The 12,355-nt window shown below is 63.2% G+C and carries 15 protein-coding genes; 3 read left to right on the forward strand and 12 right to left on the reverse strand.

Annotated features, from left to right (window positions below; genetic code table 11):
• Nucleotides 1–7: 7 nt before the first annotated feature.
• Together resB and ACNPP0_RS14785 are read right to left on the reverse strand one after the other, a co-directional pair.
• Nucleotides 8–2,086 (reverse strand): cytochrome c biogenesis protein ResB, encoded by a 2,079-nt coding sequence (gene resB / locus ACNPP0_RS14780; RefSeq protein WP_332609424.1) that lies wholly within the window; start codon nucleotides 2,084–2,086, stop codon nucleotides 8–10.
• A 119-nt stretch (nucleotides 2,087–2,205) separates the two neighbouring features.
• Nucleotides 2,206–2,907, reverse strand: a complete 702-nt coding sequence (locus ACNPP0_RS14785; protein WP_104142798.1) for a c-type cytochrome — start codon at nucleotides 2,905–2,907, stop codon at nucleotides 2,206–2,208.
• A gap of 221 nt (nucleotides 2,908–3,128) precedes the next feature.
• Between ACNPP0_RS14785 and yihA the strand changes: the two genes are divergently transcribed.
• Both yihA and hemB read left to right on the forward strand, forming a co-directional pair.
• Nucleotides 3,129–3,752: a ribosome biogenesis GTP-binding protein YihA/YsxC gene (yihA, locus tag ACNPP0_RS14790; protein WP_006216506.1), complete on the forward strand. Its 624-nt coding sequence runs from the start codon at nucleotides 3,129–3,131 to the stop codon at nucleotides 3,750–3,752.
• The gene (gene hemB, locus ACNPP0_RS14795; RefSeq protein ID WP_332609422.1) at nucleotides 3,749–4,765 is read left to right on the forward strand and encodes a porphobilinogen synthase; all 1,017 of its coding nucleotides are present in this window, start codon (nucleotides 3,749–3,751) and stop codon (nucleotides 4,763–4,765) included. Before yihA ends, hemB begins: the two co-directional genes overlap by 4 nt.
• Here the strand turns inward: hemB and ACNPP0_RS14800 are convergent.
• The 3 genes from ACNPP0_RS14800 to cutA form a co-directional block, all read right to left on the reverse strand.
• Complete coding sequence (locus tag ACNPP0_RS14800) at nucleotides 4,762–5,637, reverse strand: DMT family transporter (RefSeq protein WP_332610243.1); 876 nt, start codon at nucleotides 5,635–5,637, stop codon at nucleotides 4,762–4,764. The two genes, hemB and ACNPP0_RS14800, sit on opposite strands and share 4 nt — an antisense overlap.
• 129 nt (nucleotides 5,638–5,766) lie before the next feature.
• Nucleotides 5,767–7,593, reverse strand: a complete 1,827-nt coding sequence (locus tag ACNPP0_RS14805) for a protein-disulfide reductase DsbD (protein WP_448706328.1) — start codon at nucleotides 7,591–7,593, stop codon at nucleotides 5,767–5,769.
• Nucleotides 7,594–7,691: 98 nt separating this feature from the next.
• A complete protein-coding gene (gene cutA / locus ACNPP0_RS14810; protein WP_046807443.1) occupies nucleotides 7,692–8,039 on the reverse strand; it encodes a divalent-cation tolerance protein CutA in 348 nt (115 codons plus the stop codon).
• A 192-nt stretch (nucleotides 8,040–8,231) separates the two neighbouring features.
• Between cutA and ACNPP0_RS14815 the strand changes: the two genes are divergently transcribed.
• Nucleotides 8,232–8,669: an HIT family protein gene (locus ACNPP0_RS14815; RefSeq protein WP_332609419.1), complete on the forward strand. Its 438-nt coding sequence runs from the start codon at nucleotides 8,232–8,234 to the stop codon at nucleotides 8,667–8,669.
• Nucleotides 8,670–8,749: 80 nt separating this feature from the next.
• Here ACNPP0_RS14815 and rplQ read toward each other — a convergent pair whose 3' ends face one another.
• The 7 genes from rplQ to infA all read right to left on the reverse strand — a co-directional run bounded on the left by rplQ (nucleotide 8,750) and on the right by infA (nucleotide 12,353).
• The gene (gene rplQ, locus ACNPP0_RS14820) at nucleotides 8,750–9,142 is read right to left on the reverse strand and encodes a 50S ribosomal protein L17 (RefSeq protein WP_006216513.1); all 393 of its coding nucleotides are present in this window, start codon (nucleotides 9,140–9,142) and stop codon (nucleotides 8,750–8,752) included.
• Nucleotides 9,143–9,325: 183 nt separating this feature from the next.
• The gene (locus ACNPP0_RS14825) at nucleotides 9,326–10,312 is read right to left on the reverse strand and encodes a DNA-directed RNA polymerase subunit alpha (protein WP_006216514.1); all 987 of its coding nucleotides are present in this window, start codon (nucleotides 10,310–10,312) and stop codon (nucleotides 9,326–9,328) included.
• 213 nt (nucleotides 10,313–10,525) lie between these two features.
• Nucleotides 10,526–11,149, reverse strand: a complete 624-nt coding sequence (rpsD, locus tag ACNPP0_RS14830; RefSeq protein ID WP_006216515.1) for a 30S ribosomal protein S4 — start codon at nucleotides 11,147–11,149, stop codon at nucleotides 10,526–10,528.
• Between the two features lie 11 nt (nucleotides 11,150–11,160).
• On the reverse strand, nucleotides 11,161–11,562 hold the full coding sequence (gene rpsK / locus ACNPP0_RS14835) for a 30S ribosomal protein S11 (RefSeq protein ID WP_006216516.1): 402 nt from the start codon (nucleotides 11,560–11,562) through the stop codon (nucleotides 11,161–11,163).
• A 15-nt stretch (nucleotides 11,563–11,577) separates the two neighbouring features.
• Nucleotides 11,578–11,943 (reverse strand): 30S ribosomal protein S13, encoded by a 366-nt coding sequence (gene rpsM, locus ACNPP0_RS14840; RefSeq protein ID WP_006216517.1) that lies wholly within the window; start codon nucleotides 11,941–11,943, stop codon nucleotides 11,578–11,580.
• A gap of 43 nt (nucleotides 11,944–11,986) precedes the next feature.
• A complete protein-coding gene (gene rpmJ / locus ACNPP0_RS14845) occupies nucleotides 11,987–12,100 on the reverse strand; it encodes a 50S ribosomal protein L36 (protein WP_003806928.1) in 114 nt (37 codons plus the stop codon).
• A 34-nt stretch (nucleotides 12,101–12,134) separates the two neighbouring features.
• Nucleotides 12,135–12,353, reverse strand: coding sequence for a translation initiation factor IF-1 (infA, locus tag ACNPP0_RS14850; RefSeq protein WP_003806927.1), 219 nt, complete (start codon nucleotides 12,351–12,353; stop codon nucleotides 12,135–12,137).
• Between the last annotated feature and the right edge of the window lie 2 nt (nucleotides 12,354–12,355).

Below are 12,355 nucleotides of genomic sequence, written 5' to 3' on the forward strand. Positions count from 1 at the left end.
AATAACCTTAAGGCCTCTTCTGGCGCAGCAGCGCCTGCTTGAAACGTTCAAACTCCTGATTGAAGTCGAGTGTACGCTTCTGGGACGTCATGGCCGCCAGAACGCTGCTGCCGCTGCCTTGCGGCTTGACCCAGATCCAGACGCGGCGATCGCGGATGTAGAACATCGAAAACACGCCCAGGACCAGCAACAGGCTGCCCAGGTAAACCGTGTTCTTGCCCGGCGTGCGACTGACCTGGAACACGCTGGCCTGCACATGGTTGAAGTCCGCCAGCGACAGGAACACCGGCGCCGGATAGACCGTCAGGTCGGACAGCGCCGCCACGGCCAGGCGCGACCAGACGGCCGCGCGTTCGCCATCCGGGCCTTCCACGGCCACGGCCGGCAAGCCGGCGCGCTCGCGCTCGATGGCGCGCAATTCGTTCATGCTGGCCCCGATCAGCCGGATCACCACATCCGCGGCGCGTTCCAGGTCGGCGGCGGGCGTGTTGGCTTGCAGGAATGCGGCCACGGCTTGCAGGCCGCCCGAGGCAAAGGTTTCCAGCGCGCGCTCCGCGGCGGTTTGCAAGGGCTGGCGGTCGGCGCCGGACGGACTGTTGCGTTCCGCGAAACGACGAGCCGCTTCGCGGCGCGCGGCCGGGTCGGCCAAGGTGGCGCGCAAGCGCATGAATTCACCGATGGAACTGTCGTCGTCGGCAGGAATGCGCAGGTAACGGAAGGGCTCGGATGCATTGTTGCGTACCCCGGCCAGGAAGACGGTGGCGCCGTCCAGTTCCATGGGCAGCATGTAGTTCTGGAATTCATGCGCCTGGCCGGCATCGTCGATCAACTTGTATTCGACGCTGGGCCCCACGTTGCGCAGGTTTTCGTTTTTCTTGCCCGCGGCGCTGCCGGACACCGAGGCCACGTGCTCGGCAAAGCTCTGGTTGGCGCCCTTGGGGTCGCCGCGCGTCAGGTCCTCGACGTTGATCGGGCGCATGGCCGTGATTTCCACGCCCATGCCGCGCGGACCACCCGACGTTTGCGCCGTCACTTCGCTGGTCTTGCCGACCGTGCCGTTCACCGAGAAGGTCGCGGCATTGGCGCCGACCAGCGGGTAGCCCTTCAAGACCACCGTGCTGCCGCCATCGTCAAAACTGGACTGGTACACGGTCATGCCCTTGAAGCGCAGCGGCTCGTTGACCTCGATGGTGGAATCGAAAGTCTTGCCCGTATCCGGGTCGGTGACTTCAACTTCGCTGGCAAAGCGGCTGGGCATGCCGGTCGAGTAGTAATCGACCACGAATTTCTTCAGCTTCAACGTGAAAGGCATCGGCTGCACCAGGGCGCCGTCGCCCACCATGACCACGGCCGTGCTGGCCTGCCCGCCTTCGGGCACCAGCACGCTGGCGCGGAAACTGGGGTTGTTGACCGACAAACGGCCGCTTTCGGGCACTTCCGAAATCAGCATGTTGTCCACAATGGGCTGCTTGCCGCCGAACATGACCTGAAGCCGTACCGGCAATTCGCTATCGAGCAGCCCGCCGATGCAGATGATGACCATGGCCGCGTGGGCGAACACATAGCCCAGCCGGTTGGCGCTGCCCTTCTTGGCGGCCAGCAGCACGCCGTCGGCGTCCTGCCGCTGCCGTACGGCATAGCCCAGACGCTCAAGCAACGCTTTCAGGCCGGCCGATGTCTGTGCCACGTCGGTGGGTTCGTCGGTTTCCACACGATGCGGGAAGGCGCGCAGGCTGCTGGCGCGCACGTGCTCGCGGAAGGACCGCGCGTCGCGCAGCATCTTGGGCGCGTTGCGGATCAGGCACACCGAGGTCGACACGACCAAAAAGCCCATGATCAGCAGGAACCACCAGCTGTTGTAGACGTGCCAGATGGAGAATTTGTCGAACACCTCGTACCAGAATGGGCCGAACTGGTCGATGTAGTTGCTGGACGAGCGGTTCTGCTGCAACACCGTGCCCACCAGGCTCGCCACGCAGATGAACATCAGCAGGCTGACGGCGAAACGCATCGAACCAAGCAGTTCGAAGAAGTCGCCAGGCAGGCTGCGCAAAGAGGGGCGGGTGTGGGTTCGTGTTGAATTCATGAAAAAAGGGGGGCCGCGCGATCGGCTACCCCCCTCATAGACAGCGCGCAACGGAATCAGGTTCCGTCACGCTCAGGTTGCATGAACGCGGACCAGCCGCGCGTGTTGCCGGCGTTGGCCTACCGCAAGCCCGCTGCGTAGTCGGACACGGCCTTGATATCGGCATCCGACATGCGGTCTGCGATCGCGAACATGATTTCGTTCTTGCGGTCGCCGCTGCGGAACAGCTTGAGCTGCTCTTCGATGTACATGGGGAACTGCCCCGACAAGCGGGGGTACTGGCTGGGCATGCCCGCGCCGTTTGCAGAGTGGCACGCCGCGCACGCCGGCACATTGCGTTCCGGCAAGCCGCCGCGCCAGATCTTCTGGCCCAGGTCCACCAACTTTTCCTGGCCCGCCGTGGCGGGTTCTTTCAGGGGTTGTTGCGCCAGGTACAGCGCAATGTTCTGCATGTCGGCCGGTGTCAGGTTCTGCGCCATGGCCGTCATCGGGGTCGGATTGCCCCCCGCGCCATTGCGCACGGGCAGCTTGGCACCCTGCTTGATCTGGAAGTCGGCCAGTTGCTTGGCCAGGTATTCGTGGGGTTGCGCGGCCAGGTTGGGGTTCACCGGGATGGTGCTATTGCCTGCCGCGCCATGACAGGACGCACAGGCAATGATGCCCCGCGAGGCGTCGCCCTGGTCAAACAGCTGACCGCCCTTGGCGGCATCTGGCTTGGCCGGGCCCGCTGCGCCGTCGGCGGCGAAACTGGGTGTAGAGAAGGCGGAGGCGCCGAGCAACAGCCCGCTCGCAACCAACATCCGGGACAGCACACGCTTCATGAAGACCTCGACGATCACATCGATCAAGGCGCAAAAAGGCGCCCACGCCTACCCCGCACACCCTGGAAAACCGTATCGAACCTCTCTGCCCGTTCTGCCTGCCAAGTTGCCGCAGGCACCTAAACAGTAAGCAAAAAAGACGGCTCCGCGCACGGGGACCACTGTTGCAAACGCCGGATTATACAATAGGGCTCGAAACCAACCGTATCCAAAGCCCATCCGTGTCCCTCCTACATCGCGCCTCCTTCCTTACCTCCGCAGCTCGCCTCGACCAGTTGCCGGCCGCCGGCGCTCCCGAGGTCTGCTTTGTCGGCCGCTCGAACGCCGGCAAATCCACGGCCATCAACGTGCTGTGCAACCAGCGCCGTCTTGCGTTTTCCAGTAAGACGCCGGGCCGCACGCGCTTGATCAACATGTTCGGCTTGCCCGACCCGCTGGATCCGGAAGGCCACATCGGTTTTCTCGTTGACTTGCCCGGCTACGGCTATGCGTCTGTCGCGCGCAACGAAAAAGAAAAATGGGCGGACATCCTCGGCGGCTACCTGCGCGACCGCGAGTCGCTTGCGGGCATCGTGCTGCTGATCGACATTCGCCGCGGCGTCACCGAGCTTGACCGCCGCCTGGCCAACTTCATCGCCCCCACCGGCCGCCCCGTGCTGGCGCTGCTGACCAAGGCCGACAAGCTGCCCTATGGCCAGCGCATGCGCACCGTGTTCTCGGTCCGCAAGGACCTGGCCGACATCGGCGCCCTGCACACCATCCCGTTTTCGGCGCCCGAGCGCATCGGGCTGGAAGAGGCCGGCGCCCACATCGAAAATTGGATTTCCCCCAAGGTCGAATCATGAACCCGCAGATCATTACCCCTGAATTTCCGGTTTCCCGCCCCCGCCGCCTGCGCCGCGACGACTTCACCCGCCGCCTGGTGCGCGAGAACGCACTGACGGTCAATGACCTGATCTACCCGGTGTTCGTGGCCGACGGCACGGGCATCGAGCAAGCCGTGCCGTCCCTGCCCGGCGTGGTCCGCTATTCGCTGGATACGCTGCTGCCCGTGGCCGAGAAATGCGTTGAACTGGGCATCCCCGTGATGGCGCTGTTCCCGGTCATCGACCCGTCGCTGAAGACGCCCGACGGCATCGAAGCGACCAACCCGCGCGGCCTGATTCCGCGCGTGGTGGGCGAGCTGAAAAAACGTTTCCCCGAGCTGGGCATCCTGTGTGATGTGGCGCTGGACCCGTACACCAGCCATGGCCAGGACGGCGTCATCGACGAAAACGGCTACGTCATCAACGAAATCACGGTCGAGATCCTGGTCAAGCAGGCGCTCACGCAGGCCGCGGCCGGCGTGGACATGGTGGCCCCCAGCGACATGATGGATGGGCGCATCGGCGCGGTCCGCAAGGCGCTGGAAGCCAATGGCCACATCCACACGCAGATCATGGCCTATTCGGCCAAGTACGCCAGCGCGTTCTACGGCCCGTTCCGCGACGCCGTGGGCTCGGCCACCAACCTGGGCAAGTCCAACAAAATGGCTTACCAGATGGACCCGGGCAACCTGGACGAAGCACTGCGCGAAGTGGCCGCCGACCTGCAAGAAGGCGCGGACATGGTCATGGTCAAGCCGGGCATGCCGTACCTGGACGTGCTGCGCCGCGTGAAGGACACCTTCCGCGTTCCCACGTTCGCCTACCAGGTCAGCGGTGAATACGCGATGATCAAGGCCGCCGCCGCCAATGGCTGGCTGGACCACGACAAGGTCATGATGGAAGCGCTGCTGGCGTTCAAGCGCGCCGGCGCCGACGGCATCCTGACGTACTTCGCCATCGAAGCCGCGACGCTGCTCAAGGCCCAGCGCTAAGCACTTTTGGGGTCAGGCGCCGGCGTGGTCCGGCGCAGTCCCAGCCACGTTCCTCCGAGCACGCAGGCCAGCCCCAACACATGGGTCAAGGTGACGTGTTCGTCCAGGAACAGCGAGGCGAACAACAGCCCGAATATCGGCAACCAGTTTACGAACAAGGCGGCGCGGCTGATGCCCAGCCGGGCGATGCCGGCGTTCCAGATGATGTTGCTGACGCCCGAGGCGATCACCGCTGAAAACAGCAGGACCAGCCACGGCCACCACGTCATCTGCCAGGTGTCGGTCTGGTACGAAGACGGCGTTACCAACGCGTGCGCGACCAGCATCAGCCCGCCTGCCAGGTACATGTACCAAAGCATGCCCAGCGGGTCCATCGTGCGCGACATGCGCTGGATCACCAGTCCGCCGAACACGAACACCAGCACGGCCACGAACACCACCGCGTCGCCCCAGCCGTTAAGCCCGAATTGCGCGCCGCTGGCGGCCACCACCATGCCCACGCCCAGCAGCCCGAGCAGAGCGCCGCAGATGCGTACCAGGGTCAGTTTTTCACGATAGAACAGTGCGGCCAGCAGTGCCGACAACAAGGGGCTGGTGGCCATGATCAGCGTGCCGTTGGCGGCCGAGGAAAACCGCAGCCCGGAGACCAGCGCCACCTGGTGCGCGTACACCACCAGAAAGCCCGCCAGCGCCACCCAGCCCAGTTCCACGCGGCCCAGCTTGGGCACGCGGCCACGGCGGGCCTTGATGATGAGGGTGACGGTGATGAACGCAACCACGATCCGCACGGCGGCAAGCGCCTGGATGTCCATGTGTTGCGTGAGGTACTTGATGGAGACGATGTTCAGGCCCCATGTGGCCATGACGAACATCAATTGAACATAGATCAGACCGTTACGGTCGTGGCTTGCATCAACTGTCGGGGACGTCACGGGCGCCGGCCTGGAGGGAGTGGGATGCGCCGCCCACGCAGCGCAGCCGCCATGGTATATCGCCCGCCGTCAGCGCACCAGCACCTTGTCCAGCGATTCCGTGAAGCGCTTGGCGTCCTGGAAACCCACTACGCGCGCATCCGGAAGTTCCTTGCCGCCCGGCTCGAAAAACATGATTCCCGGCGGGCCGAACAACCGGAAACGCTTGAGCAGCGCGCGGTCGTCGGCGTTGTTTGCCGTGACGTCGGCCTGCACCAGCAACATGCCCGACATGCGCTGCGCGACACCGGGATCGCTGAACGTGAAGCGCTCCATTTCGCGGCACGACACGCACCAGTCCGCATAGAAGTCCAGCATGACAGGTTGGCGGCTTTGCGCCAGCAGCGCGTCCAGCTCTGCGTTGTTGCGCACGCGCGTGAATTGCATTTCGCCCTTGGCGACGGCCGTGGCCGCCGGCGCGTCGCCACGTGCGGCCAGATGCGACAGCGGCTGCAAGACATCGCGGCCGCCGCTGGCCGCGCCCACCAGCCAGGCGGCAGCGGCTAGCGCCAACAGCAGCCCCAGCCCCTTGGCGAACATGCGACTCGCACCGGCGCCCGCGGGCAAGGCGTCAAACGCGCGCAGCATCACGGCGGACACGGCGGCCAGGAAGGCCCAGCCCGTCATCTGCACCCAGGTCGGCACCACCGGGATCAGCATCCACCACGCGGTCGCCAGCAGCAGCATGCCGAACAGGCGCTTGACGCCATCCATCCAGGGGCCCGCCTTGGGCAGCAAGGCGCCCGAGGACGCGCCCACGATCAGCAAGGGCCCGCCCATGCCCCAGGCCATGGCAAACAAGGCCGAGCCGCCCAGGACGACGTCGCCCGTCTGCGAGATATACAGCAGCGCGCCCGCCAGCGGCGCGGCCACGCACGGCCCGACGATCAAGGCGGACAAGGCGCCCATCAGCAGCGCCCCGGTGTAGCGGCCGCCCGGCACGCGTGACGAGCGTTCGGACAGCTTGGCCTGGACGCCGGACGGCATCTGGAACGTAAACACATCGAACATGGCCAGCGCCAGCACGGTCAGCAGGATGGCGAAGAGCGTCAGGATCCAGGGGGTTTGCAACCAGGCGGCCAGGCCGGCGCCGCTCAGGCCGGCGGCCACGCCCAGGGCGGTGTAGACCACCGACATGCCCAGCACATAGGTCGCCGCCAGGGCCAGGCCCCGGCCGCGCGTGGGCCTAGGTTGCGCCACGCCACCCAGCACGATGGACGACAGGATGGGAATCATCGGCAACACGCAGGGCGTGAAGGCCAGCAACAAACCCAGGATCAGAAACACGCCCGCCGTCTTGGCCCAACCCAAGCCGCCCAGCGCATCGGCCAGGCCGGTATCGCCCGCGTTGACCAGGGCGCCAAGGCCGGTAGCGGTGGACGTTGAAGTGGACTGCCCGGCTTGCGACGATTGCCCGACTGTGCCGAGCAGGCCACCCGCCAAGGCGTAGCCGCCCGCCACCGGCGTCAGCTTGACGCTGCTGTCCATCGGCGGATAGCACAGCCCGGCGTCGGCGCACCCTTGTCCGGTCAACGTCAGGGTGAAAGGATCAGTGCCCGAGCCCACCGGCACGCGAATCAGGACGTCCTTGTGGAAGACTTCCATGTCCTTTTCGAAAGTCGGATCGTACTTGACCTCGCCCTTCGGATAGACGGCCTCGCCCAGCGTCGTGGCACCGGCCGGGCTGATCGTGATGCCGAAACGCTCGCGGTACATGTAGTAGCCGGGCGCAACCTTGTAGCGCAGTTCCAGCGTGTCCGGTGCCGCCATCCGCGCGCTGAACACAAACGCTTTTTCGGGTTCAAGAAAGTCGGCTTCGGCGTGCGCCGCCTGCCAACCCAGCAGCAACAGCATCATTGCCAGCAATGCCAGACAGCGTCCGATCAGGGTGCGCGCCGCGCGAGGGGCGTGAATCGGGCGCCCGGGCGCGTCGACGATACCGGCAGGTTGAAACATCAGTCTCTCTTGTTTTTGGTGACGGCCGTTTGTTCTCGCACCCAATCGAGATAGGGCGCTGCGCCGCCAATGACCGGCAGCACGATAATTTCGGGCACATCATAGGGATGCATCTGCGCCAGGGCCTGAACAACGGCTTGATGACGGGCGTACGTGGTTTTGATATGGATGGGGACTTCTTCCGTCCCCTCGACCTCTCCGTTCCACAGATAGATGGACAGGCCCGGCGCGCCAAGGTTCACGCAGGCGGCCAATCCGTCTTCCACCAGCACGTGCGCGATGCGCTTGGCCAGCAAGAGGTCGGGCGCATTGCTGATGACCAGCACGACGTCGTCATCGCGCAACATGGAGGCTCCTTGAGGTAACCGTGTGGGATGTAACTCGGGGTATTTTATCGATATTGCGGCAAAGGTCGGACCTCAACGCCCGGACCCGTTCGGACCCGTTCGAACCGGCCCACCCAGCCCGAACCTGCCTGCCCACGTCCACATAGCCGTATCGATGGCCGCCACCATGCCACCCGCTTTTACGAGGCCCGCATGCCAGACAATTGCCTGTTCTGCCGGATCGCCCGGCACGAGATCCCCGCACACATCATCCATGAAGACGACCGCTTGATGGCCTTCCTGGATATTCAGCCGGTACGTCCGGGGCACACGCTGATCATTCCGAAGCAGCATTACCCGTACTTCGAGGACATGCCGGCCGATCTGGCGGGGCACATCGTGAACCTGGGACAGAAGCTGGGACGCCACATGAAGCGCCTGTACGGCGTGCAGCGTGTGGGTTTCGCGTTCACGGGCATACACGTGGCGCATTCGCACGCGCACGTCATTCCCATGCATCACACGCAGGACGTCACATCCACCGCGTATATCGAACAGCAGGACCTGACCTTCAAGATGCCGCCGCAACCGCCTCAAGAGGCGCTGGCAGCGACGGCCGAACAGCTGCGAGGGGAACTGCACGCGTCGTAACGCCAATCGCGTGGTGGGCGCACAAATAAAACAAGGGCGGGTCCGAAGACCCGCCCTTGTCGCTTATCTAGCAACCGAATTTATTCGGCGCTGTCCGCAGCGGCTTCATCAACTTCCGGACGGTCAACCAGTTCCATGAAAGCCATGGGAGCGTTGTCGCCTTGACGGAAGCCCATCTTCAGCACGCGGGTGTAGCCACCGTTACGGGCCGCGTAGCGCGGGCCGATTTCGGCAAACAGCTTCACCACCGCATCGCGATCGCGCAGACGGGCAAATGCCAGACGCTTGTTCGCCAGCGTGGGCTCTTTGCCCAGCGTGATCAGGGGTTCGATGACGCGGCGCAATTCTTTCGCCTTCGGCAGCGTGGTCTTGATGGCTTCGTGAGTGATCAACGAAACGGCCATGTTGCGGAACATGGCAAGACGGTGACTGCTGGTGCGGTTGAGCTTACGCAAGCCATTACCGTGACGCATGATAAGTTTCCTTTGAATCTAAAGATGGCGTTCGCCATCGGGTTGCCGGCTCTTCTATCGACCTGCAATCAGGCCGCGGTCCGGTAGAAAACGGTGCATTTTACGACGAATTCGCAAACCGCCCGACGGGGTTGCCGGGCGTTGCAGGTGGCGCCCTGTTGCCAGGGCGCCACCCGTTAAAACTCAGGGACGCTCCAGACCCAGGGGCGGCCAGTTCTCGAGCTTCATGCCCAAGGTCAAGCCACGTGCAGCCAGAACTTCCTTGATTTCGTTGAGCGACTTGCGACCCAGGTTCGGGGTCTTGAGCAGCTCGTTTTCGGTACGCTGGATCAGGTCGCCGATGTAGTAGATGTTTTCGGCCTTCAGGCAGTTGGCCGAACGCACGGTCAGTTCCAGGTCGTCGACCGGACGCAACAGGACCGGGTCGATCTGCGGCGTGCCGCGAACCGGAGCTTCGTACGAATCACCAGCGCCTTCCAGCGCGGCGAAGACCGAGATCTGATCCATCAGGATGCGAGCCGACTGGCGCACCGCTTCCTCGGGCGAAATCACGCCGTTGGTTTCGATGTCCAGAACCAGCTTGTCCAGGTCGGTGCGCTGTTCCACACGGGCGCTTTCCACCGCGTAGCTGACGCGGCGAACCGGGCTGAACGAAGCGTCCAGAACGATACGACCGATGGTGTGGGTGCGGTCTTCCGACAGCGCGCGCACGTTGCCCGGCACGTAGCCGCGGCCCTTTTCAACCTTGATCTGCATTTCCAGCTTGCCGGCGTCCGTCAGGTTGCAGATGGCATGGCCGGGGTTGATGATCTCGACGTCGTGCGGCAGTTCAATGTCGCTGGCCAGCACGGTGCCCGCGCCAGTCTTGCGCAGAACCAGGGTCACTTCGTCGCGATTGTGCAGCTTGAAAACCACGCCCTTCAGGTTCAGCAGGATGTCGACGACATCTTCGCGAACGCCCGGGATGGTCGAATATTCGTGTACCACGCCCGTCATTTGCACTTCGGTCGGCGCGTAGCCGGTCATCGAAGACAGCAGGATGCGGCGCAGGGCGTTGCCCAGAGTATGACCGTAGCCACGCTCGAACGGCTCCATCACGATCTTGGCATGGTGCGTGCCGACCGGTTCGACTTCAATGGAGCGCGGCTTCAGAAAACCTTGAGTGGACATTTACTGTGTTCCTTTTCAATACCCTCGGCTCGTTACACCGATAAGGCTGATGGACAGGTGAAACATGAAACTCGATCAGCGCGAAAGCGCTGGCCGATACTTACCGCAAAGCCCGCCCCACCAGAAGGCGGAAGGCGGGCTGCTGCGAGACGTGCAAACGGGTCGCGAGACCAGTAGCCGACACACCTGCGAAGGAGGCGTCGGCTGACCTGATTAACGCGAGTACAGTTCGACGACCATCGATTCGTTGATGTCGCGAGCGACGTCAGCGCGATCGGGGACCGACTTGAACGTACCGGTCAGCTTGGTCGCGTCGACTTCCACCCATTGGGGGATGCCGATGCTGGTGGCCAGGTCGAGCGATTCCTTGATACGGCCTTGCTTCTTGGCCTTTTCACGGATCGAGACGACGTCACCAGCCTTGACCAGCATCGAAGCGATGTCAGCCGTATGGCCGTTCAGTTCGATGGCGCGGTGGCTGACCAGCTGGCGAGCTTCGGCGCGCGTCGAGCCGAAGCCCATGCGGTAGACGACGTTGTCCAGGCGCGATTCCAGCAACTGGATGAGGGTTTCGCCGGTGTTGCCACGGCGACGCTCTGCTTCAGCGAAGTACTTGCGGAATTGCTTTTCCAGCACGCCGTACATGCGCTTCAGCTTTTGCTTTTCGCGCAGCTGCAGGCCGTAGTCGGAAGTGCGGGCACCCGAAGTGCGGCCGTGTTGGCCAGGCTTGGAATCCAGCTTGCACTTGGAATCCAGCGAGCGACGGGCGCTCTTCAGGAACAGGTCAGTACCCTCGCGGCGCGAGAGCTTGCATTTGGGTCCAATATAACGTGCCATGTGGATTCCCTTTAGATACGACGACGCTTCGGCGGACGGCAGCCGTTGTGCGGAACGGGCGTGATGTCGGCGATGGACGAGATCTTGATGCCCAGCGCGTTCAACGCGCGGACCGACGATTCGCGGCCAGGACCGGGGCCCTTGATGCGCACTTCCAGCGTCTTGATGCCGTATTCCAGCGCGACGCGGCCAGCCGTTTCAGCGGCGACTTGCGCGGCAAACGGGGTCGACTTACGCGAACCCTTGAAACCAGCACCACCCGAAGTGGCCCACGACAAAGCGTTGCCCTGACGGTCGGTGATGGTGATGATGGTGTTGTTGAACGAAGCGTGAACGTGCGCGATGCCGTCCGAGACGTTCTTCTTAACCTTTTTGCGCACGCGCGAAGCGCCGCTGGTGGAAGCTTTCGCCATAATCCAGTTCCTCGATTATTTCTTCAGGGACGCAGCAGCACGACGCGGGCCCTTACGGGTCCGGGCGTTGGTGCGAGTGCGCTGGCCGCGCACGGGCAAACCGCGCTTGTGACGCATACCGCGGTAGGTTCCCAGGTCGATCAAACGCTTGATCGAGAGCTGTACTTCACGACGCAGGTCGCCTTCAACCGTGAACAAACCAACATGTTCGCGGACGCGTTCCAATTCAGCGTCGTTCAGATCCTTGACCTTTTTGTCAAAGGGTACGTTTGCCGCTTCGCAGATTTTGCGAGCGCGCGTACGACCAATGCCAAAAATGGCGGTCAGTCCGATCTCGGCGTGCTGTTGCGGCGGGATGTTAATGCCAGCAATACGGGCCATGACTATTCCTTGAATAAATCTGTTGCGTAGTCGCTAACCCGAGTTAGCCTTGACGCTGCTTGTGACGCGGGTCGGTGCAGATAACACGCACCACGCCGTGACGTTTGATAACTTTGCAGTTGCGGCAGATCCGCTTAACCGATGCCATTACTTTCATGGTTGACTCCTAATTTTCCGTAATCCGGTTCCGCTCATTTGGAGCGGAAAACTATCCTGGCTCGCGTCAGATCATAGGGCGTGAGCTCCACTGTGACCTTGTCACCCGGCAGGATCCGGATGTAATGCATACGCATCTTGCCGGAAATATGGCCCAACACCACGTGGCCGTTTTCGAGCTTGACGCGAAATGTCGCGTTCGGGAGGTTCTCAAGAACCTCGCCTTGCATCTGAATGACGTCGTCCTTGGACATTC

Source organism: Achromobacter semiaridum (assembly GCF_053543755.1).

What these genes read in the sequence shown, in the direction of transcription:
- resB (WP_332609424.1), bottom strand. Translation starts at nt 2,086, where the DNA reads ATGAATTCAACACGAACCCACACCCGCCCCTCTTTGCGCAGCCTGCCT.
- ACNPP0_RS14785 (WP_104142798.1), bottom strand. Translation starts at nt 2,907, where the DNA reads ATGAAGCGTGTGCTGTCCCGGATGTTGGTTGCGAGCGGGCTGTTGCTC.
- hemB (WP_332609422.1), top strand. Translation starts at nt 3,749, where the DNA reads ATGAACCCGCAGATCATTACCCCTGAATTTCCGGTTTCCCGCCCCCGC.
- ACNPP0_RS14800 (WP_332610243.1), bottom strand. Translation starts at nt 5,637, where the DNA reads ATGTTCGTCATGGCCACATGGGGCCTGAACATCGTCTCCATCAAGTAC.
- ACNPP0_RS14805 (WP_448706328.1), bottom strand. Translation starts at nt 7,593, where the DNA reads ATGATGCTGTTGCTGCTGGGTTGGCAGGCGGCGCACGCCGAAGCCGAC.
- cutA (WP_046807443.1), bottom strand. Translation starts at nt 8,039, where the DNA reads ATGTTGCGCGATGACGACGTCGTGCTGGTCATCAGCAATGCGCCCGAC.
- ACNPP0_RS14815 (WP_332609419.1), top strand. Translation starts at nt 8,232, where the DNA reads ATGCCAGACAATTGCCTGTTCTGCCGGATCGCCCGGCACGAGATCCCC.
- rplQ (WP_006216513.1), bottom strand. Translation starts at nt 9,142, where the DNA reads ATGCGTCACGGTAATGGCTTGCGTAAGCTCAACCGCACCAGCAGTCAC.
- ACNPP0_RS14825 (WP_006216514.1), bottom strand. Translation starts at nt 10,312, where the DNA reads ATGTCCACTCAAGGTTTTCTGAAGCCGCGCTCCATTGAAGTCGAACCG.
- rpsD (WP_006216515.1), bottom strand. Translation starts at nt 11,149, where the DNA reads ATGGCACGTTATATTGGACCCAAATGCAAGCTCTCGCGCCGCGAGGGT.
- rpsK (WP_006216516.1), bottom strand. Translation starts at nt 11,562, where the DNA reads ATGGCGAAAGCTTCCACCAGCGGCGCTTCGCGCGTGCGCAAAAAGGTT.
- rpsM (WP_006216517.1), bottom strand. Translation starts at nt 11,943, where the DNA reads ATGGCCCGTATTGCTGGCATTAACATCCCGCCGCAACAGCACGCCGAG.
- rpmJ (WP_003806928.1), bottom strand. Translation starts at nt 12,100, where the DNA reads ATGAAAGTAATGGCATCGGTTAAGCGGATCTGCCGCAACTGCAAAGTT.
- infA (WP_003806927.1), bottom strand. Translation starts at nt 12,353, where the DNA reads ATGTCCAAGGACGACGTCATTCAGATGCAAGGCGAGGTTCTTGAGAAC.